At 45.6% G+C, this 24319-nt stretch carries 19 protein-coding genes; 11 read left to right on the top strand and 8 right to left on the bottom strand.

Going from position 1 to position 24319, the window contains the following annotated elements; genetic code table 11:
- The 5 genes from O1Q98_RS01680 (at nucleotide 1) to O1Q98_RS01700 (ending at nucleotide 7967) form a co-directional block, all read left to right on the top strand.
- The gene (locus O1Q98_RS01680; protein ID WP_125259503.1) at nucleotides 1–1362 is read left to right on the top strand and encodes an HlyD family type I secretion periplasmic adaptor subunit; all 1362 of its coding nucleotides are present in this window, start codon (nucleotides 1–3) and stop codon (nucleotides 1360–1362) included.
- A gap of 12 nt (nucleotides 1363–1374) precedes the next feature.
- Nucleotides 1375–2766 carry a TolC family outer membrane protein gene (locus tag O1Q98_RS01685; protein ID WP_125259504.1) on the top strand — a complete coding sequence of 464 codons (1392 nt, stop codon included), beginning with the start codon at nucleotides 1375–1377 and terminating at the stop codon, nucleotides 2764–2766.
- A 265-nt stretch (nucleotides 2767–3031) separates the two neighbouring features.
- Complete coding sequence (locus tag O1Q98_RS01690; RefSeq protein ID WP_125259505.1) at nucleotides 3032–4474, top strand: serralysin family metalloprotease; 1443 nt, start codon at nucleotides 3032–3034, stop codon at nucleotides 4472–4474.
- 214 nt (nucleotides 4475–4688) lie between these two features.
- Nucleotides 4689–6131 (top strand): serralysin family metalloprotease, encoded by a 1443-nt coding sequence (locus O1Q98_RS01695; RefSeq protein ID WP_125259506.1) that lies wholly within the window; start codon nucleotides 4689–4691, stop codon nucleotides 6129–6131.
- 399 nt (nucleotides 6132–6530) lie between these two features.
- The gene (locus O1Q98_RS01700) at nucleotides 6531–7967 is read left to right on the top strand and encodes a serralysin family metalloprotease (RefSeq protein ID WP_125259507.1); all 1437 of its coding nucleotides are present in this window, start codon (nucleotides 6531–6533) and stop codon (nucleotides 7965–7967) included.
- 192 nt (nucleotides 7968–8159) lie between these two features.
- On the opposite strand, the gene O1Q98_RS01705 is transcribed toward O1Q98_RS01700, so the two are convergent.
- A complete protein-coding gene (locus tag O1Q98_RS01705; protein ID WP_125259508.1) occupies nucleotides 8160–10028 on the bottom strand; it encodes a potassium transporter Kup in 1869 nt (622 codons plus the stop codon).
- Nucleotides 10029–10283: 255 nt separating this feature from the next.
- Complete coding sequence (locus O1Q98_RS01710; protein ID WP_269975686.1) at nucleotides 10284–10988, bottom strand: expansin EXLX1 family cellulose-binding protein; 705 nt, start codon at nucleotides 10986–10988, stop codon at nucleotides 10284–10286.
- Between the two features lie 1256 nt (nucleotides 10989–12244).
- Here O1Q98_RS01710 and O1Q98_RS01715 point away from each other — a divergent pair.
- The 5 genes from O1Q98_RS01715 to O1Q98_RS01735 all read left to right on the top strand — a co-directional run bounded on the left by O1Q98_RS01715 (nucleotide 12245) and on the right by O1Q98_RS01735 (nucleotide 17532).
- Nucleotides 12245–13420, top strand: a complete 1176-nt coding sequence (locus tag O1Q98_RS01715; protein ID WP_125259510.1) for an AAA family ATPase — start codon at nucleotides 12245–12247, stop codon at nucleotides 13418–13420.
- A 39-nt stretch (nucleotides 13421–13459) separates the two neighbouring features.
- Entirely contained in the window at nucleotides 13460–15979 is a 2520-nt protein-coding gene (locus O1Q98_RS01720) for a S8 family peptidase (RefSeq protein WP_125259511.1), read from the top strand.
- A complete protein-coding gene (locus tag O1Q98_RS01725) occupies nucleotides 15979–16191 on the top strand; it encodes a hypothetical protein (protein WP_125259512.1) in 213 nt (70 codons plus the stop codon). The genes O1Q98_RS01720 and O1Q98_RS01725 overlap by 1 nt, the downstream gene beginning before the upstream one ends.
- Complete coding sequence (locus O1Q98_RS01730; RefSeq protein WP_125259513.1) at nucleotides 16184–16915, top strand: hypothetical protein; 732 nt, start codon at nucleotides 16184–16186, stop codon at nucleotides 16913–16915. The genes O1Q98_RS01725 and O1Q98_RS01730 overlap by 8 nt, the downstream gene beginning before the upstream one ends.
- An 86-nt stretch (nucleotides 16916–17001) precedes the next feature.
- Nucleotides 17002–17532 carry a hypothetical protein gene (locus O1Q98_RS01735; protein ID WP_269975687.1) on the top strand — a complete coding sequence of 177 codons (531 nt, stop codon included), beginning with the start codon at nucleotides 17002–17004 and terminating at the stop codon, nucleotides 17530–17532.
- A 299-nt stretch (nucleotides 17533–17831) separates the two neighbouring features.
- Here the strand turns inward: O1Q98_RS01735 and O1Q98_RS01740 are convergent, their stop codons facing one another.
- Entirely contained in the window at nucleotides 17832–18155 is a 324-nt protein-coding gene (locus O1Q98_RS01740; protein ID WP_094433190.1) for an MbcA/ParS/Xre antitoxin family protein, read from the bottom strand.
- Nucleotides 18156–18257: 102 nt separating this feature from the next.
- Nucleotides 18258–18833: a hypothetical protein gene (locus tag O1Q98_RS01745; RefSeq protein WP_240632760.1), complete on the bottom strand. Its 576-nt coding sequence runs from the start codon at nucleotides 18831–18833 to the stop codon at nucleotides 18258–18260.
- Between the two features lie 102 nt (nucleotides 18834–18935).
- Between O1Q98_RS01745 and O1Q98_RS01750 the strand changes: the two genes are divergently transcribed.
- Complete coding sequence (locus O1Q98_RS01750; protein WP_125259515.1) at nucleotides 18936–19244, top strand: helix-turn-helix domain-containing protein; 309 nt, start codon at nucleotides 18936–18938, stop codon at nucleotides 19242–19244.
- Between the two features lie 109 nt (nucleotides 19245–19353).
- On the opposite strand, the gene O1Q98_RS01755 is transcribed toward O1Q98_RS01750, so the two are convergent.
- From O1Q98_RS01755 to O1Q98_RS01770, 4 genes are read right to left on the bottom strand one after another with little or no spacing between them, the layout of a single operon-like run.
- Nucleotides 19354–19785, bottom strand: coding sequence for a hypothetical protein (locus tag O1Q98_RS01755; RefSeq protein ID WP_125259516.1), 432 nt, complete (start codon nucleotides 19783–19785; stop codon nucleotides 19354–19356).
- Nucleotides 19785–22151, bottom strand: a complete 2367-nt coding sequence (locus O1Q98_RS01760) for a hypothetical protein (protein ID WP_125259524.1) — start codon at nucleotides 22149–22151, stop codon at nucleotides 19785–19787. Before O1Q98_RS01760 ends, O1Q98_RS01755 begins: the two co-directional genes overlap by 1 nt.
- Nucleotides 22135–23697 carry a site-specific integrase gene (locus tag O1Q98_RS01765; RefSeq protein WP_125259517.1) on the bottom strand — a complete coding sequence of 521 codons (1563 nt, stop codon included), beginning with the start codon at nucleotides 23695–23697 and terminating at the stop codon, nucleotides 22135–22137. Before O1Q98_RS01765 ends, O1Q98_RS01760 begins: the two co-directional genes overlap by 17 nt.
- Nucleotides 23694–24230, bottom strand: a complete 537-nt coding sequence (locus tag O1Q98_RS01770; protein WP_125259518.1) for a hypothetical protein — start codon at nucleotides 24228–24230, stop codon at nucleotides 23694–23696. The genes O1Q98_RS01765 and O1Q98_RS01770 overlap by 4 nt, the downstream gene beginning before the upstream one ends.
- Nucleotides 24231–24319: the final 89 nt, after the last annotated feature.

The following is a 24319-nucleotide window of genomic DNA, read 5'->3' on the forward strand; positions in this document are numbered from 1 at the left end:
ATGACAAGCATGGAAGTAACAAAACAATCGACGCAAACGTTAGATGACTGGGACGATAGCCTGATACACCAGCACGCTAATCGTGATGAGGCGCATGCTTTGCGCTTAGGCTGGTGGCTGGTTGTTGCCGGGTTTGGCGGCTTTTTGCTTTGGGCGTTATTAGCGCCGCTTGATAAAGGTGTTGCAGTACAAGGCAACGTTGTTGTGTCGGGAAATCGCAAAGTCATCCAGCATATGCAGGGCGGCATTATTGAGCGGATACAGGTCAAAGAAGGTGACAGTGTCACGGCTGGGCAGGTGCTGTTAACGCTTAATGAAGTGGATGCCCGTACCACCAGCGAAGGGCTGGGGTCACAATACGATCAATTGATCGCCCGGGAAGCACGGCTGTTGGCAGAGCAGCGTCGCCAGCCATCATTGGTGGAAACGGAGCGACTGGCAAAAGAACGTCATCGCCCTGAAATGAAAAGTATTATTACGCTACAAGAGTCACTCCTGAGAAGCCGCCAGCAGGCACAACGGCTGGAGACGGATGGCATTCTGGCCAATATCGACGGTATGGAAAACTCAGTCAGTGCGTTACAAAAAATGCTGGCGAGTAAGCAATCCCAGCAGGCGGCGTTAAGCCAGCAGCTAGGCGGGTTGCGGCCGTTGGCGGCGGATAATTATGTGCCGCGTAACAAGATGCTGGAAACTGAGCGGTTATTTGCACAGGTTAGCGGTGAAATTGCGCAAACCAGTGGTGATCTTGGGCGTACCCGACGCGATATACAACAGCAGAAACTGCGCATTGCACAGCGTCAGCAAGAGTACGACAAGGACGTAAGCAGTGAACTGTCTGATGTGCAGGCGCGGCTCAATGAGGTGGTCAGCCAACGAGAGAAGGCGGATTTCACACTGGCCAATGTTCAGGTTCGTGCGCCGGTATCGGGAACCGTGGTGAATATGAAAGTGTTTACCGAAGGCGGTGTGATTGGTGCAGGACAGGTCATGATGGATATCGTACCGGATGATCAGCCGCTGTTGGTTGATGGGCGCATTCCCGTTGAGATGGTGGACAAGGTCAGATCCGGTTTACCGGTAGAGCTGCAATTTACCGCCTTTAGCCAAAGTACGACGCCCCGAGTGCCCGGAACCGTGACACTGCTATCGGCCGATCGGTTGGTGGATGAGAAAGAGGGAACGCCGTATTACAGCCTGCGTATTCAGGTGAGCGATGAAGGTAAACGCTCGCTGCATGGTCTGGAAATTAAACCGGGTATGCCGGTGCAAGGTTTTGTGCGTACCGGTGAGCGTTCGTTTATCAATTATCTGTTCAAACCGCTGATGGATCGTATGCATTTGGCGTTAACAGAAGAGTAACGGAAAGAAGCGATGCGAAGGAAGGCGTTAATATTGGTGATGTGTGGTCTGTGCACGATAAATGCCCATGCCGTCGGTTTGCTTGATGCCTGGGAAATGGCGTTACGTAATGACGCCCAATTACGTGCAGCCGGTTTTGAGCGCGATGCGGGTCAGGAAGAGATTGCGATAGGGCGGGCAGGGTTGCTGCCTTCTGTGCAATATAACTATGGCGCGAACTATAGCCACTCAAAAGTGACGCAGCGCGATCGCACGACAGACAACACCACAAAACGTAATTATGACAACTATGTTTCGACACTGACGCTACGGCAGCCTCTGCTGGATTATGCGGCATGGGCGCGTTACCAACAGGGGATTGTACGCAAGCTGGTGTCCGATCAGCGTTATCGCGATAAAAGTCAGGAGTTGATGATACGTCTGTACCAATCCTGGAGCGATGCGTTACTGGCGCAAGAAAAATTGACACTGCTGGAGTCGCAGCGACGCGCGTATCAGGAGCAATTGGCGCTTAATCGCCGTCTGCTGGCCGCAGGCGAAGGCACGCAAACTGACCTGCGGGAAACGGAAGCGCGTTATACGGTTATAGAAGCACAACGTATTGAGCAGCAAGATACGTTAGATGCGGCAATGACCGTGCTTGAGAATATGACCGGGCAACCGTTACAGGTTCAGGATCTATCGCCGCTGGCGCTGGACGTTTTGCCTGAAAACGTCACTGAAAATCGTTCATTGGTGCAATGGCGTGAGCTGGCTGTCAGGCATAACGCCAAACTTGCGGCGCAGCGTGAAACTGTGGAGTACAGCCGCTATGAAATTGAGCGTAACCGAGCGGGACATTTGCCCTCCATGGATCTGGTCGCCTCAACGCGTAGCAGTCTGTCGGAGTCTGAGTATAACTATAACCAGAAGTACGACACCCAAACTGTGGGGTTGCAGGTGAGGGTGCCGCTGTACTCAGGCGGTGCGGTGTCGGCATCAATGCGTCAGGCCACTGCCGAATATCAGCAGAGTCAGGCTGAACTGGATAACCAGACTCGTCAGACCTTCGCTGAATTACGTCGGCAGTTCAATTTATGTGCTAATGGTTCAGCGAAAATCAAAGCCTGGCAGATGAGTGTTGCCTCAGCGCAAGAGGCGATTCGCGCGACGCGACAGAGTGTTTCCGGGGGAGAGCGCATTAATCTGGATGTGCTGATGGCAGAGCAGGAGTGGTATAACGCTCGCCGTGAACTGGCAGAAGTCAAGTATCGCTGGCTACAGGCATGGCTCAATTTGCGCTATACCGCTGGCACGTTAAGCGAACAAGACATGATACAACTGGCTGCATGGTTTCAACCCGCACAACCGTCGGCCAGGCAGCAGGCTAATCTGCCCACACAACTCAGTCGTAAAACCTATTAGTTTTGTATGCCCAAACAGCCACAGTGCAGTCTTGGGTGCCAGCCAGACCGTTGGCACCTTGTATCTCTGATAAGAATTGTATTTCGGAAAAGAACTGCATTTCGAACAAGAACTGTATTTTGGAAAAGCTGCATTTTTACAAGATTTCCTCTGTGCAGCGTCACAGAGGAGTTGGCGTCATTCTCCCGATAGGATGTTTTTTGCGGATGAATGACTAAGCAAGGCATTCTGGCCCTCGCGGGTCAGACTTTATGGAAGAAGTAATATGCAACAAAATGATAAAGTTTCGTTGAGCACCTCTGCCGCCGCAGCACCGGGAGGTTATACCGGCTATGCGGATGTCTATGATTTCTGGTATTACCATCAGCGTGGTGATGGCATAACCGTTAATGGCAAACCGTCTTACACGACGGACAAAGCCGTTGAACAGGGGTTAACCCGTCCTCACACCACCTGGAACGGTGACAATGTATTTGGTAAGTCGGCGAATCTGACATATTCGTTTCTCAATACCTTTACATCAACACCGAACGGACATACCGGGCCGGTGAAGTTTACCCCTGTACAGATGCAGCAGGTGAAACTGTCATTACAATCCTGGTCTGATGTGGCGAATTTGACTTTTACTGAAGTTAACCCGTCACAGAAAGCCAATATTACTTTTGCAAACTATACGCGTAATGCCGATGGTAGTCTGAATACCGATACTCAGGCTTATGCTGCATATCCTGGCACGCACCCGGTCTCCGGTAGCGCCTGGTTCAACTATAACCAGTCCACTGTGCGTAACCCTGATACCGAGGAATATGGCCGTCAGACATTTACGCATGAAATCGGTCATGCGCTGGGGCTGAGTCATCCGGCAGAATACAATGCCGGTGAGTCTGATATCAGCTATAAAAATAGCGCTGCTTACGCTGAAGACTCCCGTCAATTTAGCATCATGAGTTACTGGGATGTAGAAAGTACCGGTGGCGACTTTAAGGGGCACTACTCCGCAGGGCCGCTGATGGATGATATTGCCGCTATCCAGAAACTGTACGGCGCTAATATGACAACCCGTACCGGTGATACCACATATGGTTTCCACTCAAATACCGGCCGAGATTTTTATACCGCGACAGACAGCAGCAAAGCATTGGTCTTCTCCGTATGGGATGCCGGTGGTAATGATACGTTCGATTTTTCCGGTTATAGCAACAATCAACGTATCAACCTGAATGAAGGGTCTTTTTCCGATGTGGGCGGGCTGAAAGGCAATGTGTCTATTGCACACGGTGTGACCATTGAAAACGCCATTGGTGGGTCAGGCAACGATATTCTTGTTGGTAACAGCGCGAATAACGTATTGCAGGGTGGCGCCGGAAACGATGTGCTTTATGGCAGTGCTGGCGCGGATACCCTTACGGGGGGCGCAGGCCGTGACATTTTTGTCTATGGTAGCGGCCAGGATTCAACGTATTCCGCTTATGATCAGATAACCGATTTCCAGAAAGGTGTCGACAAGATTGACCTGTCAGCCTTTAGAAGCGAAGGGCAACTGAGTTTTGTTCAGGATCAGTTTACCGGCAAAGGGCAGGAAGTGATGCTGCAATGGGATGCGGCCAGCAGTATCACGAACCTGTGGTTACACGAGGCGGGCCATAGCTCGGTTGATTTCCTGGTGCGTATTGTTGGTCAGGCAACACAGGCGGATATTATCGTCTAAATCACGATGTATATCGCGAGCCTGTTTTTAACGTGCTCAACATTACGTTTTTAAAATATTACTTTTTAAAATATTACGTTTTGAAAACATTGTGTTTTGAAAAAAATGCATTTTTGCATTTTGAAAATTTCTTTATGCCGATGTCATTCTGGCAGGGGTTATTTCGCCCTGATGATGAGTGACAACGTGATTAATAATGATTGCAGAGGATTTTATGGAAAAAAATCTATCTTTACGTTCAAGTGATGCACAGGCCTTAGCGGCTTCCACCAGTGCGAGCAGCGCTTATAATTCTGTGTATGATCTGTTGCATTATCACGATCGGGGCAATGGATTAACTATCAATGGAAAGGCATCTTATTCTATTGATGAGGCTGCCGTTCAAATTGGCCGGGAGAATGCAACCTGGAATGGGGCAAATGTTCTGGGTAAATCGGCTAATCTGACATTCAAATTTCTCCAGTCAGCAACGGCAACGCCAGCGGGTGATAAGGGGTTCGTTAAATTCAATGCCGAGCAGATTGAGCAGGCAAAACTGTCACTGCAATCCTGGGCTGATGTGGCTAATCTGACCTTTACTGAAGTGACGGGGAATAAATCAGCGAATATTACTTTCGGTAACTATACGCGTGATGCTAATGGGAATTTGGATTACGGTACCCAGGCATACGCCTATTATCCTGGGAATTATTCGGGGGCGGGAAGTAGCTGGTATAACTACAACCAGTCGAATATCGTTCATCCGGGGACGGAAGAGTATGGTCGTCAAACCTTTACTCATGAAATCGGGCATGCTTTAGGGTTGGCCCATCCCGGAGAATATAATGCCGGTGAAGGTGAGCCGAGCTATAACGATGCGGTATATGCTGAAGACAGCTATCAGTTCAGCATTATGAGTTATTGGGGCGAAAACGAGACCGGTGCCGATTATAAAGGTCATTACGGCGGTGCACCGATGATCGATGACATTGCCGCTATCCAGCGGTTATATGGTGCCAATATGACTACTCGAACCGGTGACAGCGTCTATGGTTTCCACTCGAATACTGGCCGAGATTTTTATACCGCGACAGACAGCAGTAAAGCGCTGATCTTCTCCGTATGGGATGCCGGTGGCAATGACACGTTCGATTTTTCTGGCTACAGCAATAATCAACGTATCAACCTGAATGAAGGGTCTTTTTCCGATGTTGGCGGGCTGAAAGGCAATGTGTCTATTGCACACGGTGTGACCATTGAAAACGCCATTGGTGGGTCAGGCAACGATATTCTTGTTGGTAACAGCGCGAATAATGTATTGCAGGGCGGCGCCGGAAACGACGTGCTTTATGGCGCTGCGGGTGCCGATACTCTGACCGGTGGTGCCGGGCGAGATACCTTTGTTTATGGCAGCGGCCAGGACTCAACCGTTTCCGCTTATGATCAGATAACCGATTTCCAAAAGGGTGTGGATAAAATTGACCTGTCAGCCTTCAGAAGCGAAGGGCAACTGAGTTTTGTTCAGGATCAGTTTACCGGCAAAGGGCAGGAAGTGATGCTGCAATGGGATGCGGCCAGCAGTATCACGAACCTGTGGTTGCACGAGGCGGGCCATAGCTCGGTTGATTTCCTGGTGCGTATTGTCGGCCAGGCAACGCAGGCAGATGTTATTGTGTAATTATTTTTCTTGATTATTATTCAGGGCAGTTTATCTGCCCTTTTTATTTGTCTTTCCATTTCGAATAATTTCTTCTCTTGATGATTTCATTAATAAGCAAAGGCTTTTCTCCTATCTGAATAAGTTATGTATTAAATAAACTATTTCACTTCGCCACTAATTTCTCGTCCATTTTTATAAAAATAACTAATTTCATTCTTTACAAAAACATTACATTGCCTTATATAAATAGGTAGCACTGTTTCTGGTGCTATCCAGCAGCGAGATTAAATTCATTTCTCTCTGGGTATATCGTTTCATCCATGATCTAACGTGAATGTCATTAAATTGATAGGGACTTATTTACCTGTGACTTAATGGCGATGGTTTATTTAAATTATCTATATTAGTGAGGGTGTTATGGAGAAGATTTTGTCGTCTCATGATGATGACGCGGTACATGCATTATCTGCGCCGAGCAGTAGCTATGATTCTATATATAGCCTGTTGCATTATCATGAGCGTGGCAATGGATTGACAATTAATGGCAAACCATCTTATTCAATTGATGATGCTGGTGTGCAAATTACTCGGGAAAATGTTAGCTGGAATGGATCGAATGTTTTTGGTAAATCAGCCAATCTGACATTCAAATTTCTCCAGTCTGCGAAATCTACGCCGGATGGCGATACAGGGTTTGTAAAATTTAATGCAGCACAGATAGCTCAGGCAAAATTGGCATTACAATCCTGGGCGGATGTGGCTAATATTAAATTTACCGAAGTGACGGGCAATCAATCTGCTAATGTCACCTTTGGTAACTATACTCGTGATTCCAGTGGTCGTCTGGATAATAGCACTCAGGCATACGCGTATTTGCCAGGGAGCGGAAGTGCATCAGGGACGACCTGGTATAACTATAATGTCGATAACATTCGCAGCCCTGATACGATGGAGTATGGCCGCCAAACGTTGACGCATGAAATCGGACATGCTCTCGGTTTGAGCCATCCCGGCGATTATAATGCCGGACAAGGCAACCCGACCTATAACAACGTGACGTATGCTGAAGATACCCGCCAGTTCAGTATCATGAGTTACTGGAGTGAGAAAAATACCGGCGGTGATTTCAAAGGCCACTATGCGGGCGGCCCGCTGTTGGATGATATCGAGGCTATCCAGCGCCTTTATGGTGCGAATACCACCACCCGTACCGGCGACACGACCTACGGTTTTAACTCGAATACCGACCGCGATTTTTACACTGCGACCAGCAGTAGCAAAGCGCTGATTTTCTCAGCGTGGGACGCGGGTGGTAATGACACCTTTGATTTTTCCGGCTATAGCAACAATCAGCGCATTAACCTGACGGAAGGCTCTTTCTCCGATGTAGGGGGGCTGAAAGGTAACGTGTCTATCGCTCAGGGTGTCACTATCGAAAATGCGATTGGCGGCTCAGGCAATGATCTGTTGATTGGGAATAATGCCGATAATATTCTGAAAGGCGGAGCCGGTGACGATGTTCTGTACGGTGGGGCTGGTGCCGATCAGCTCTATGGCGGCAGTGGACGCGATACTTTTGTCTATACCACTGTATCTGACTCGAAGGTGGCCGCGCCGGATTGGATACGTGATTTTCAGTCAGGGGTGGATAAAATCGACCTGTCTGCACTGAACACGGGCAACAATCTGCACTTTGTCAATCAGTTCAGTGGTGCCGGTGGCGAGGTCTTGCTTAACTTTGATTCAGCATCCAACGTGAGCAATTTATACCTTAATTTAGACAATAATACCTCGCCAGAATTCCTGGTGAAGATTGTCGGCCAGGTATCGCAGACGGCTGATTTTGTTGTGTAAATAACGTTGTAACCAAAGGGCACTCTATTGAGGCCCTTTTTTTTCTCTTATTTTAGTTACAACATACATAAGTATGTAAAGGAAAAAGATCGCCTGAAACATCATCTCTGTCGCATTTCAACAAGGGAGAAAAGGCAAATGCGAGGAGGGCAGCTTTCCTCCTCGCGAGGTAAGCGAGTGCTGTAAAAAACATCAGATGGCGATACGTCGGCCAATTTCAATGACCTGATTGCCCGGTAATTGATAATACTCTGTCACATGCAGACTATTTCGCATCATCCAGGCGAACAAATACGACTGCCAACGGGGTAACGCATCTGTACTATTTTTAGCCACAATGGATTCGTGGCCAATATAGTACGTCACTGATTCATGGTCTGAACATTGTCGTAACGGGGTCACGCTTTGTAGTAGGGCAGGGATATCCGGTTTTTCCATAAAACCGTAATACGCCACACCTTGCCAGAATCCGGCATATTTCTCTGTCAGTACCAGTTTATCGTCATGACGGACTCTTGGTACATCCAGCACCTGAATGGTGAGTGAGATAATTTTATCGTGTAAAGCGTGGTTTCGTTTAACATGCCAGCGCATGACCGGTGGAGCGACATCCTGTACCCGGGTGAGAAATACGGCGACACCGGGCACGCGCGAAATGCCATTTTGCGGCAATGACTGAAGAAATTCGTCCACACTTAATGGTTTATCCGCAACGCTCGCTGAAACACGATTAACGCCACGTCGCCAGATAAACATGATGCAAAACACCAGTAATGCCAGTAACAGCGGAACATAACCACCTTCAAAAAATTTCAGCATATTGGCCGTGCAAAAGCCAACATCAATAATAAGGAATAGCGCAGTCACACCAAGGCTTGCCACTTTGCCCCAATGCCAAATTTTACGCATCGCTACGTATAATAAGAGTGTGGTCATCAACATTGTTATCGATACGGCGATACCGTAAGCCGCCGCCAGTCGTTCGGAGGACTGAAAGTACGCGACCAGAGCAAGGGTGACGGCCATCAGCAGCCAATTCACCGTACCCAGATAGATCTGGCCATAACTTTGTTCAGCCGTTTGGGTGATTTTCATTCTGGGCAGCCACCCGAGCTGGATAGCCTGGCGTGTCATAGAGAACGCGCCGGAAATAATCGCCTGGCTGGCAATAATGGTTGCTAACGTTGCCAGCACAATGAGCGGCATTTGCCAGGCGGGGGGACATAAACGGTAAAAGATATTGGTCGTTACCTCCGGGCCTGAAAGAATAAATGCAGCCTGACCCGCGTAATTTAGAAAAAGACAGGGCAGGGCAATCACATACCAGGCTATCCAGATGGGTTTACGGCCAAAGTGGCCCATATCGGCATACAGCGCTTCCGCTCCGGTTACGCACAAGAATACGCCACCCAAAATCAATAAACCGATCGGCCCGTGATGCAAGAAAAAAGCAACGGCATAGAGGGGGTTAAGGGCTAACAGCACCGTTGGGTACGACACAATACTGCGTATGCCGAGTATCGCCAGAGTGGCAAACCACAGCAGCATAACCGGTGCGAAAAACTGACTGATTTTGGCGGTGCCAAGGGGCTGGATAGTAAAGATGACAATTAAGATTATCAGCGTCATCGGCAATATATAGTCGGCCATTTCAGGGACCACGAGGACAACGCCTTCCAGTGCCGATAATACTGAGATGGCAGGTGTAATTGCGCCATCACCATAGATGAAAGCGGCGCCAAATAAGCCCGTTGCGATGATCCACTTTTGACGTTTTGACTGATTATTCAGCAATAATGACATCAAAGCCAATATGCCACCTTCGCCACGATTATCAATACGCATCGCGAATAGAGCATATTTTATTGATGTTACGATAATCAATGTCCAGAACAGCAGCGAAAGTAAACCCAGAACGGTTTCGGGTTGGGCGCTACCTCCCGCTAATTGAATGACGGTATTAAAGGTATAAAGCGGGCTGGTTCCTATATCACCAAATACAATACCTAATGCGGAGATTGCCAGTAAACCTGGCGATTTGTCTTGCTGTGTAGGAGTCATATGCACATCCCGGTGAGTGTGTAGGTGGAGTCGTGCAATCACAGTGTAGACGGTTATCTCCTTTCAGACGTGATGCCATCGATATTTCCAGCTATCGTATAGCGCATGGCATTCTTATGTGCAAAAACACCTTAACCGCACACCAAAAACTAAAACGGGGGTATCGATTAAGATAACCCCCGTTATTTATAGCGTGAATATTATTTACTCAGTATTTCCGTAATACACCGTTACCGTAATACCCTAGCGTTGTTTTTACGGTAACTGTACCTTTCCGTTAATAAGATAGGCTGATGATGTGTTATCCGGCATGGGCGGTAACGTATCGCTCAAGATGTTACCTTTAACATCCGTGAATTCAATAGGCGTATAGTTTTTGCCCACATTCTCCAAAATGAAGTGGTTGTAATCTGTTTTTGGCGTACTGATCCATTTACCATCACGTAAATATTTCAGTGAGAGAATAGGGTACTTAACATTTCTGATCTGTACCGCAGCCCAGTATGGATTAGAACCCTCTTTAATACGGTAGACCACATTTCCTGTCACCGGGCCTTTTACTAATTCCCACTGGATATTGATTTTTCCATCCTGAAGATTACCAATCTTCTTGAACGCATTAAATGACAGATCAAGTGCACAATTACCACCTTCAGGATAAAGGTCAGTAACATAAACAGTTGTACTGCCCTTGGGCCCGGTGACTTTTAAATAAGCACCGGCTAATGCTGCTTTTACGCCTTTATAATTTAACTGTGCTGGGTTAAGTGCAGTGATTTCCATATCTGCTGGAATCGGGTCCAGTAATACGGCACCACCTGAATAACCAGAGCCGGTCGCTGTTGCATAGCCGTAGCAGATATCGCCAAGTTGCCAGGCGGCTGCCTGAACACTCTGGCTAAAAGGAGACAATAAAACAGAGGATACTAACAGAGCGGTTTTTAATTTCATCTTCATCATAATTATATCCATATATATGATTTGTTGTGAAAGAATCCCAATCGCTTTAAACGTTTAAGCATTAAACATTTAATGCCAAACGTGTATTTTTTATAAATGCACGGTAAAGAAATGTCAAAGGGGGGAGAGGTAATTTTATTTAATTAACAAGGTTTGATCTTACCCAATAATAAATAATAAATAGACCTCTTTATGGTAATGGTAGTAGACAAAAATCATTTAATATAATGATATAGTTGATTAAAAATAAGAATCCATTTGACATGTTCGAAAAACAATCTGTTTTTGGTGGGTACTTATTGGAATCAACATCGCAAGAAAATTTTTTTGCATATGTGATATCCACAGTAAAAATAGTGGTCTGTGACCTGAACAGACGGAAGCCTGGCCAGCTAGACGATCTCGATGGCGGCGATTGCCAATGACGCGATAACAACTGCATCGGCATGTTCGCTCTGGAAACGGGCGGGTATCCCGGTACGAAAAAATTTTTACGTATCGCTACGTATAATAATAATTTCTGCTGCATGCATGATGGGCTCCGTTGCATGCGTATCACAATATTGAGGCGGCCTTGGCCATCTTTACTCGTTTCATTTTCACGGTGCTGTTTCGCTGAATTATCGATGGATGGTAGAACGGGCAACCATGCTCCCAGAAACATCAGACTTGCTGCTTTGTCGCCGGTTACAGGAAGAGGGTGGCAGACATGATTTAGAGGATTTAGCAAGAACAGGCTAAAACTCTCAATGCATTGATTTTATGAGATAACAGCTGATTCTCCATGGACTCAGCTAGCGGCATCGCTAATTTAACTTATGTTGAGTACATATTTGGTTCATAGATGCCATGGCGCTTACCTCTTTGTTTTTTTATGTTATTTTGTAACCTACGCAATCACCATTCACTAGTTCACTTCATGAACTAATGCAATTCGACCAGTTTTTGAGCTGTTTTACATTTTAGCCACCTTCCACAAACGCTGTGTTTTTATCTCAAACGCGCTGGAAAAGTCTGTAAGACCTGACAGATGAGGGCGGTTATCATTTTTGAAACTCGAAAAAATGCCCAGAAAGTGTCAGGGTTATTCATTTTTGCTAAAAAAAAATCAATTTTCTTCGTTTTGATGCATTTTTATCTAATGAAGATTCACATTTAGAGATTTTTATGCGACTTTCTTCTGAAGCGGTTGCATGCGACACAAGGGGTATCTATAATCAAAACACCATTTAACTGGATAAATATACAGGTGTCATGTGGAGAACTTTAAAATCGTAGCGGCTTTATGCCGGCAGATTATCAAGGATGGGGCCTCCGCAGGCGCTTTACAGCAGATGGAGCGCCTTTATGATGCCCTCAGAGAAGGACAACAGACTGCAGAAGCAAAATTGCTCAGAGGGCTCATCAACAGAGCCAGTACGCTCAACACACTGGAGCCAGCCAGAGTTGAACTCTCTCGAGTCTCGTTTCTTCGAAAGCAGAAACTCCGGGAAAACGTCAAAGTGCCTGTGGACAAAGAAAGCGGATCGCCACTTGCACAGATTATCTTTCCTGAAGAGCTCGTGACGGCAGAACTCCCGGTTATGCCCGATGAGCTGGCTTCAGCAGTCAGCCAACTGATTGAGCAATGGAACAATCTGGACAAACTGGCTCGGTATGGCGTGATGCCTTCACTGAGCTGCCTGCTTTTCGGATTGCCGGGAACGGGTAAAACGATGCTTTCCTTTTATATCGCCAGAATGCTCGAATTACCTATCGTGCTTGCTAGGCTGGATGGACTTGTTTCATCTTTACTGGGCACAAGTGCCCGAAATATCAATAACCTGTTTGATTTTGCTGCACAGTATGACTGTCTCCTGCTTCTGGATGAGTTTGATGCCGTAGCAAAGGCGCGAAATGACAAGCATGAAGTCGGTGAAATTAAGCGCATCGTTAATACATTGCTGCAGTGTATCGATGCCAGATCAAAAAGTGGTATGACGCTAGCCATTACTAACCACGAGGTATTGTTGGATCCTGCTGTATGGCGAAGATTTGAAATGCGGATACTGGTTCCTAAGCCAAATTATCCGGCGAGAATGAAGATTATTGAAAAATATATTCATCCCTTGAGCTTTACGCCAGAAGAGATAAAATTTCTGACCGTTCTGACTGACGGATTTAACGGTTCTGATATTCAGTTAATGCTTAATAATTTCAAGAGAATGGCCGCAATCAGTAAAAGCCCTCAGACTTTTATTGAGATGGTTCAGTCCTTTGCAGTTATTCATGCAGGCAGTGAGGTCAATGAATTCATGCAGTTGTTATCGCATAATCAGGATGCTGCAATTATGAGCCTGTTGCACAAAAAACATGAATTTACCCAGAAAGAGATTGCGCTTGTTTTTGACGTTACTCAGTCAAAAGTTTCCAGAAATATTAAAGAATCCTGACTGTCGTCGGGAGGTTGATTGCTAAGGATGGGGTAATATATGAAAAGAAATAATCCAGTTCAGGTTATTTTAAAATCTGAACAGTTTAAACGTATACCGCCACCTAGAGTTGGGGGCAGCAACACTGATTTTTACGCCGATCGGGATGACGCCTTCAAAAAGCATAAAAAGAACCTCCTTGATGAAGTAGGGAATGTCAGAAGCCAGCTTCATCGGTCAGGCTATGAGCTTGGTCTGGTGAAAGTTGAGCTAAATCCTCAGGCGCTGGCGAAATCCCATCGACCGGTTGACAGACTCTTCCCCGTAAGTAAAGCGCCTGTTGTGGGCGCACTGGGAATAGGGGAACTGCTGATTCAGGTGACAGACAAAAATCTGGTTCATCTGTTCAGCAAGATTGATGGCGCTGAAGAATTTACCAATAAAGTGTACGACGAGAGACAAGGCAAAATCGTTGTTAAGCCCAGCGAAGCAAAAAGTGAGACGGGGGCCATAGATCGCATCAGCTTTTATGGCAGCGAAGAGAAAATAGCCTTTTCCCCAGAGGATAACGCAGCCTGGCATGCCGATAAAGATGAGGGATTTGCCGGCTACCAGGTTGAGCTGGTTGATTTCAGACCCGTTGACGCCATGCAGTTTACCGTCACCAGCGATGCCATACTCTCAATGAAGCGATCTCTGAAAGAGCAACTGAAGACACTTGGGTCTGGCGTCTATGCGACGAAGCTAAGCCGTCACCCGACCTCATCTAAAACCATCATGATCCAGCTTCTCAGACCTGAATCAGGCCACGATTTTCAGGTTGATTTTGACAAGCGGCTGGAGCTGAATTTTTCACCATCTGACGTTGATAATTCTTCGGACAGACACCGGATCCTGCTCTCTGTTCTCAGCGCCAGCCCGCTGGTAAAGCGCATTTCTTTGCCGCCTAAAATTTCCCGTGCGCACCCGTCGAATTCCCCGGTAGCGCAGGACTTCTCACTACCCGTCAGAACGGAGGGGGAGAATTATCCCCGCGTGGGCGTTATTGACAGCGGCATTCACCATGACGAACTGGCCAAGTGGTGTGTGGAAGTATCCAATGGCTTTGAAGCCGATGACTGCGATCCAAACCATGGCTCCCAAGTGGCAAGCCTTCTGGTCTGCGGGGGCATGCTGAACCCGGATCTTCCCCAGGTCGATGATGACGGTTGCCTGCTCTATGATATCTGGATCCCCGTTCACAACAGTAAATCCAATACGTTCACCACCTATTTTTCCGACCCAGGTGATTTCTTTGACTGGCTGGATATTGAGGTTGGCGATGCGGTTGGGAAGGGGTTCCGCATCTTTAATTTCAGTCTCAATTTCCGCGAGTTTGTCCGCGATGATTCCTACAGTTTTGCCGCCACGCAAATCGACCGTATCTCAAAAAAATACGATGTGCTCTTTGTCGTTTCATCCGGGAACCTACGCAGCATTGACTTCAGAGGCTCCTGGGCATCAAGACCGGCAGCGCTGCAGTTTTCGGACGTCGATCGACTTTCTCAGCCTGCGGAGGCCGTCAGCGCTATCACTGTGGGTGCGGTAAACCCGCCTGGTTGTGACATCAACGTTCACGGCGCTCCGACTGTCTATACGCGTCGCGGACCCGGCGTAGCTATGGGGGTAAAGCCGGATGTGATCCACTATGGAGGGTATTCCTCCCTGAAATCGGGTAAAACCGGGCTGGTTTCCATTGACGGCAGTGGGGAACTCGTGGAAGAGGCGGGTACCAGCTTCTCCGCGCCTCTGGTTTCCAAAATCCTCGCCAGTCTGGATCAGAGGACATCAGGCAAATTGTCACGTAATTCCCTTGCCGCCATGCTGGTTCATCACTCAGACCTGACGCCGCCGCTTAAGGACAAAAGCGTTGATATCTCTTCAGCGAGGCGATTTGCCGGATTCGGCATGCCGTTGACCTCCCGCGATATGCTTAACAGTGACGACAGCAGCATTACGCTGGTTTTGAGCGGAAGCCTCAAGCGCAGCGAAGTACTAGAGTTTGATTTCAACTGGCCTCGCAGCCTGACCACAACAGGCGGAAAATGCCATGGTAAAGCCACGCTGACCATTGCCTACGATCCCGTCATAAACCAGAACTACGGCGCCGAATATTGCCGCATCAACGTTGACGCTGTGCTTCAGCAATTTAGACGAGACACCAAGAAAAATGAATGGGCTTACCGGAAAAACTGTCAGTCAGTCTGGGAAGTCCGGCTCGGTAAAGACGTTAACTATGAGAAAAGTCAGATTGAACATGGCCTGAAGTGGTGGCCCGTCAAAAAATATGAATTTGAAACCAAAACGAAGGCTGGTGTCGGTGCTTCCGACCAGTGGCGGCTGAAAATCAGTTCAATAGAAAGGACTCCTGGGGAATTCCCCGATGAGGAAGTCAGCTTTACCGCGCTGCTCACGATCGAAGACACACAGAACAGAACAAATGACCTTTTCAACGAAGTCAGGCAGGAGCTCAGCGCCTATGGCATTGAATTTGAAGATATTACCGTTAAACAACATCTCAATATCAGGGCAGGCCAGTAATGTTAACCAGAAATCTTGAGGTTCTTACTTCCTATTTTAATGATCTGCTGGAATCAGCGCCGCAGCACCGGGAAAATGTGAGTGCGATCCTTGCACAGATCGAAATAATGAAGGGGAGACCTGATTTCTCACTGGAGCCCTCAATCCTGCTTGCCCGCAAAGAAACCGATGAATGCTCGATCTGTAAAAAGCAGGTGCTCTGCGATGAGTGAACAGAAACGCTATTTTATCGTCTCGCGATATCCGAATAATTCTGAGCCTAAGGGGATTGGCTTTTCCCCTGTTGGTGACGGGAAGGTACCCGAAGAATATCTGGCGTTCCGTCTTGATGTGGAGCGTGTTGTTCAGACTGTCAATGCGCTGTTTGAAAAGGATAAAGATAAGCGGCTTGAAGCCTACGAGCAGATATTTCAGGCCGCGCAGGTCTGTTTCTCAGGCCGGGAGGGTGATTTTGTTCCAGCAAGCCAGGCACTCAATGAGCTGAAAAAAACCATCCTCAGTTCGTCATGGATCCTTGTCAGAAATCGGATAATGGGAATATACGGTCTGTATGCACTGCTTCTAATAATTATTTTGGGTGCGGCGCAGTACTTTTTTCATGCTGAACTGAAGAACGTCCCCGCAGTGCTCATCGGGACCTGCCTGGGTTCATGGTTGTTTGTTTCAATCAAAACAGGAAACATCGTATTTGATGAAATCTACGAGAACATCAGCCAGCACCGCAGCCTGTTACTGAGGCTGATTTACTGTTGTACGCTGTCATTGGCTGTCACATTCTGCCTTTTGGCAGGATTCTTTGAGATCAAACTCGGAGAAGTTTCAACGGCGATGATCCCGGGTAACGGCATTATTGCGCTGGCAACCGGGATATTTTTTGGGCTGGGTGAGTCATCACTTGCCACAAAACTGTCAGGCAAAGTTAAGGACGTGATTTAATCTCTGCGCCCGCAGAGATTGTTTGCAGCAATCTGTCATGCTGTCAAAACTTACTTGGGATGGGCGGCATAGGTATATATTTGATTATGCTGCTTCGTTTCGCTGACATCGGGAAACAGTTATATGGAAAGGGAAAGTTAATGTCCGTAGATAGATCCAAACTGAATGACCTGTGCTTTGAATTTTTCATGGAGTTTGCACGCTATGAATTTTGCCTCAAAATGACGGGTCTTACGCAGGGTGACGGGAATGCAAAAGCAAACTGGGATCGCTACGCGTTAGAGGTTGAGAAAATCATTGCTTCGCCCGGCACAACTGAACTGGCCGGCGCAATTGATTATATTCTGACTTATCCTCCTAAAAAGCAGATCGTCAGAGGAGGTGTGCTCTCATGGGATGAAACGCCCATACAGGGCAGAAACAGAGCGCAGCAGGTTTTTTTGCTGATTCGCAGAATACGAAACAACCTTTTCCATGGAGGGAAGTTTAATGGTCGCTGGTTTGAACCAGAACGAAGTGAGCTTCTGATGCAGCATGCTCTGACCATATTACAAGCCTGTGCCCGGAGCCATGCGGGCGTCTACGAGGCGTATAACAGCATGGTTCTATCAATTTAATCCCTGCCCTTTGACGGCTCAAACCGATATTGGGAGCTGACCACAAAAAATGACCCTGACTTAAAATCCTACGTAATTCAGAAACAGAATTCCGGCATGATACATACTCCCTTGAACGGAGGTGGTGCCGATGAAAAAAATCACGATTCACCGAAGAGCAAATTGTCTTTGCCATAGTGCAAGCTGAACTAAGTACCCCGGGGTGGTATCAATCTTTGCTTACCAAAGTCGGTGCGCCAGTGATGGAAGAAGGTCTGGCCAAACTCTATTATATGCAACGTTATTTACGTCTAAACTGTTTATGGATAAACGCCATGCTGCAACTGAGCGATCAACCTGAGAACGGTATCTATTCCAGTTGGGGCCGGCAACATTTCATTAGGAGATATCCATCCTAATGCCCGATTTGGCTCCGCTAACCATTTTTTAGCCAGATCAGCATCGCCCTCAAATAATTCTATCGCACGTTCTGATATCAATGAAGACCGCAATGTGTCTTTTTTATATGCGTCATCAAATGATTTTTTCAGCAGCGTCATTTCGTGTATTTTCCTCTGAATCAGCGTCATTTTTTTCAAGCTGACAATGTCAGTCATCGTGGAATTTCGCACTGATTTTTTCATAGAAAACACCTATAATAATTTAATACTAAAAATAACGTTATACTTATTAGTATACTAATCGCTCAGTTAAGCTATGACCTCAACGGATAGCCGCGTTTTCCTTTATACAACGTCAGAAATCTGAGATTTTATTCTACCAATTGCGTTAATTTTACCCATTAAACGAAAAACCTGCTTATTAAGTTCATCTGAAATTGTCGTGAACTCCAGCTTATGCTCTGGAAAATCGGTGATTATTTCATCAAAAGCCTCTTTCTCACCAATTACATGAGCGAGTTCCGTTTCATATCTAATTCTGTGTCGATTCAACTTAATTGCATAACTTCTTTTTAATATTTCATCGGTTCCGTTAGTTTTTAGTTCATTATTTAGGCTTTCTGATTCAAACTTTAGAAGTAAGGAAGAGCTCCTCATTTCAGAAACGATGTTAAAGAATTGCTTAGTTAATGTATATTCAAATTGGTTGATACTTTTCATCTTTTTTCTAACGAGTAAACCTTTTTTGATCATTTTCTGGAATTGGTGATATACAAAATTTCTGGCATTGCCAGCATTTTTTTTGACTAAGAATTCACCAACAACAATAGATGCAATTTCATTGACTGTGAAGCTATCTCTATCTACCTTTTTGATTGCAGCATAAATATAAGCTTCAGCATTGGCTACCCGAGTATTCATAGCGATGTGGTTCTGTAAAATTGTTGCTTAGGATTACTAAGTATACAGCAATGCAAGATACTTAGACAATCTAAGCAACACTAGGCTATTCAAGATGATTACGTGTCCACAACCAACCCAATACCAGAACGACTCAAAGAAGCCCGTATCAAAGCAGGCATCTCGCAACGAGCGTTGGGTATACTTGTCGGTTTTGATCCAGCCTCAGCCAGCAGTCGCATGAATCATTATGAGAAGGGGAGACATATCCCTGACATTGACACATTGCGCCGTATGGCAAGTGAACTGGGAGTTCCTCTGAACTACTTTTTTTGCGACGACCAGATAACAGCAGAGTTATCATTGCTCATATCTAAGATGACGCCAGAAGAACGTATCCAGTTGATCGAAAGGTTGAAAAATCAGAGCTAAACAGTCGTGAATATCAAAAACTAGAGCATTTTTCAAACAGTTACTGCACTTTCGGCGCATCACAACTAGCCACCATGTTATTAGTGATAGCCTTCATCCAATTGTTTCATTACGATTTATGCAACTCTTTGATTACGTGCGGTGCGAGCAGACTTTCCACCGGAATCGTTGTATTAATTTTCACCGCTTTAACAATTGCAATCAGGGCAGTGGTATTTTGTGCCAGTTGATCGCGTAGCTCATTGATTTCCTTCTGTAATTGCTGATTTCGTGCCAATAACGCCTGGCGGGTTTTACGGTTAACATATTGCTGTTTTTCTTTAGGACGTAAGTTCAGGGGATTGAGCTGCTGATCAACGTAGGCTGCAATAAGCCGCTTTCGCTCCAAGCTGCTCAGTGTGCTTAAACCTCCGTTGAGAATACCCTTTTCCTTAAGGCGGGTATGCAAAGCTTTGGCAGAAATAGGCGATTTATCAAAGCCTTCAATCATCATCAGTTGTAGTTCATGTTCAATCAGTGTGTCCAGTTCTTTTCCACGCATCAGAGGTTCCCCCTAGTCAGTTTTTTGTGCTCTAAAGCAAAGAGTTGTGACAATGTCTTTATTTCTCCTTCAACTTTTATCTCTCCTGACAGCACATTTTCTGTTGAGATTAACCGTTGTGCTTCAGCGCGACTCAACCATTGAGATTGAATAGTATCCAGATGTTGCAAACTTTGTTCGATCTGAGCCAGTTTGGACTGGTAATCCGTTTGGTGTTTAGCAAGCTGAGTCAGTTTTGAGTGTGATTGCAGTAGTGCCTGTTTTTTCGCGAAGAGGTTGGACAACTCATCAATGCGTCCTGTAAGGGTGAAATGCTCGCAAAAAGCCACACTCTGGCATTTCAGCCGATAAGGACACCCCCAGAGATTAACTGCACGCGTACAGGAACCGAATTTCAGTGGATGTAGTACAGCATGTCTTTCCACCATCTCGGTTGCTTGTTCTGGGCCTTCATTGTTACTGATTTCTTCAAAAGCTGCGGCAATATCCTCAAATAAACCATCGGCAAATGACGCCTCGATAAACCCAGCCACATCGTTGCGATCATCAAAGGTGTGTAGATTGGCTTTAATGTTGTTATCAAGCACCATATTCTCTGTGACCACCATATATCCCGTGTGTTTTACAATATCCAGCGGCGTTGTAACTGAGGAGGAATGAGGTTCAGTGGCTAATGCTGTGGATGTTGACTGAAAGCCAATCAGTGAAGCCACTTTTCTACGTTCAGCAAGTGCCAGATGTTGGTAATGGCTGTTTTGCGTAATATCTACACGTCCCATCAACATAGCCTGTAAATGATCAGAAACCTCCGCAATAGCGAGGAAGGTATTAATATTATGCCGGGGAATATGGGTACGCATATGAGTAGGGATGCCGTCATCTTCCAGCAACTTGTATTTACTGAATATCGACCCATTAGCATCAACATTGCCCAGAAATTTATTCATTAACTGGTTACTGAGCGGTATGGGTACAGCTAGTAATGCTAGGGTACGACGCAACGCCAATGATCCTTTTACATGTATGAACAGCAATTCTTCATAGTTGATCGTATACTTCTTGCCGCCCTCGGACCAAGCGTGAGTGCAGGGAGAACGAGTATTGTCCCCTCCAAATTCAGCTTTTAGGTACCGGTCTAGATCTGTTTTGAAATAATAAATGGATTTACTGTTTTGCGATTCCAAAATTTCATTAGCAGGAAAAATGCTACGCTTTGTCAGCGCCTTGATAGCCTTATCTCGCCGTCCAGCGCGGCCACGATGATTTGATGAAGTTTGGACGATATGTCTTACCACATTATCCAATTCGACTAACTCACCGGACAGGTTGCTGATGCCCATTGGCAAAAAATCACTAAACGATTTTTCCCGCAAATAGATCAGATGGCGACGCATCGGAGCGGTCAACTGTTTGACCACTTTGAATATGTTCTCAACCAACGGTACCGCTAACGGTTCTATCCAGTGCGTGCGTTCTCCAGCGCCTTTAACACCAACATAACGTATGCCAAGGAAATAATCAGGAAGTCCCTTGTCCTGAAGTCGCTTACGTGCTGCTGAGTCATCAATATGGCGTTTAACCAGAGCATCCTGTCTGAGGTTGAATGCTTCAACAGAACGAAAACCAGTAATAATTAGTAATAACAAGCAATTCAGAGCTATCTTCTCGGCATCACTTTCTACTTGATGGATTAAAGCAACAATGTTCAAGAAGCCACGAATAGTAATCAATGAATCCTCACCATCGGTCGCCATATCCGCCAGCTTATCTTGGCGTTTTAGTGCAATGGTTTCCTGAGCCTTACGAGTCAAATTCGTTTGGTTGGTATATTGGTTATCAGAAACATATTGCAAAGTGACGAGGGTAAATGCCTGATGATTTATAAATTTTTGGAGACTCACACAGCGACCTTTGTAATTAGCCGTATTAGGGTCGCCTGGTGTTGATGCGGCACTGAGGACATCCATTGCACGGAGAATAACGTCTGTGGTCAAATAGACTGGGTGAGTTTGTCCGGTAATTTCCACCAATGCGTGGTACCAGCGTTTCAAAATCATCATCGTTGCAGTTGCTACAGCAGCAGATATGCTTCGGTTTTTTCCTTTATATACGAGAATCAGCATCGACTTCATAAACTGTCTATAGGCATCATCTATTGCCAGACTTCCTTCAATGCCTTTTAAACGGCCAATTTTATCAAACTGCAACGAACCTTTACCGTTGCCACGTAACCAACCGCTACCTTTAGTACCACATGTCCATGCAGAGTCATCCCATGATTGGGCAAAGTCAGTTGCAAGATGTTGTTCAAACCAGGTTTGTTGTTCGGTAATGAACATTTGAAATTGCTCAAAGTTTTTTTTCATCATGTACCTCTTTTTTCAGATGAAAACGGCAACGAGCAATAACAGACTGGATTTCAAATTGCGTGGTTTCATGGATGGAAATGAGAGGATTACGCGCGTTACCAACACTATCTGAAATGGTTATTAATTCATCAACTTCTTTGATTACACTATCCAGAACTGCCTGATGATCGCCGTCAGTGAAAGGGCGGTAATACAAACAGCCGTAACAGCATCGCACTTCACAGAAAGGACACTTACCATCAGTTCTGGAACAACCACCTATATCATAATGCAATTGGTCGCCAACCACTCCTGTCACTCGGTAACCTTGCCAATCTTGAGCGGATGTCAGTTTTCCTGTCAACATCATGGCAACCATATTTTGCCAGACAGGATTAACACCGAGCGCTTTGGCTCTGATCAATGCCAGCGCTGGTGTAGCTAAAATATAATGTTTTGCGGCCACCAATGAGGAATGTCCAAGTACATGGGCTATTTCCTCAGCGCTTGCACCTTGCATGGCCAGAGAGTGACCAACGTTGTGACGTAAATCAGTAGGTGTAATTATGGGTTCGGCAGCATCTCCGCGAGCGACTGCCGCCTGATAATCTGGCGGACTGAAGTTAAGTATGGCGCGGTTGATAGCATTGGAAACAAATTCAGGTGCTGAACAGCCTGTCTCAAATAGCTTGTCGTCTGGTTTGAGTTGAGTACGTTCAATATAGTGCCGAATAAGCCCTCCGATTTCCGGTGGGATCGCCAAAAACAATCGTTCAGTGGTGACACGACGCTGCTTTGCGTAGGGGAGAAGAATACTATAGCGAATTAGTCCAGTATCAAGACTACGGGTATCAATACGCAAATCCCTTACTGCAAGTTTAGCCAGTTGAACTGGCCGAGCACCGGTGACATAGATCAATCCAAGGATGGCGACATTGCGCAGAAATTTTCGGCTGTAGGGCTTGCCTTGGCGTATGTTAGCGTCTATTTCAAACAGTCCCTTACTGATCATGTTTTTTTCGAGTGGATCTAAGACGTTATCGATTTCTTGGTAGACTCCCCAGCCGTTGGAATGTGGACGAGCAATGAATTCAAGGTCTTCATAGTCTTCGATGGTAAAGCCTGGAAATTCTTCGATACAGAACACCTTGAGACCAAAAATGATGAAGAAAAAATATGTGGAATGAATATCTTTGCATTCAAGATAATTTTTTATGACCTGAAAGTTAAAAGCTGACTGAGTATTGCAATACTCAATAACATCTGACCATGCCTGATATACTCGATATAATGATGCAGGAGATCTAGTTGAAGCATAATGAAACAGAATGTACTTAAGTAATCTGTTGCTTTTTTTATCTTTTTTGAAGTGAATATACAAACGGCTACCAGAATAGTCGAAAATCCAGTCGTTACCTTCTGAAATTATATGCTTATCGTCAAATACGTCAGCCGATTTCAGGTATATTTCTGATGGGATTTTAAGTTTCTTGATTTTCTCAACCTGTTTAACGTCATAAAAATTATTTTCAAACTCACCAATTTCCAACTGATTATTATTCATGTATTTATTTCCGTAAATGCCTTAGCAGTAATATCAAAAAGATTGTCATCTGAGGTATCTGTGATAATTCTGTTGATATTTGCTATATTCGCTCGTTCTGACAGGAAGCGACGTGCGTAAAGATCTGGCATGTTACTGTCGTGGCTCCAACCTCCTAGAATTCTTAGCTCATCCTTGGCTTCACTCATCAAGCCAGCAATGGAGAAATCAAATCCAGAAAGCCGTGAGTTATGTTTAATTTTATGATATTTATCACGGTATATTTTTTGCAAAGTCAGGTAAGCCCATGTGTGTCGAGTGACATGAGGGGTTATATTATAGACAGAATCAAAATACTCTGTTTTTTTGTATTTTGAAAATTTATTCTCAATGACCTTATCTATTTTAGTAAAAAGATTATATACAGAGTGATAGGATAATGGGGCGTTATTATTTACAGTAGAAACAAATACAAAATCATGCGCCACCTGACGTCGTATCTTATTGATATAGATAATTAAATGTTGATAATCATGTAATTCAAGAGCCAACACTCGACTTGCCCAAATGTTTTTTAGAGTTGGCAGCCGTTTTCTAGGGTGTGTCCCGTAACTATTTTTTGTACAATCAGGGACATGATTTC

The organism is Dickeya lacustris (assembly GCF_029635795.1).
GTDB classification, from domain to species: Bacteria; Pseudomonadota; Gammaproteobacteria; order Enterobacterales; family Enterobacteriaceae; genus Dickeya; species Dickeya lacustris.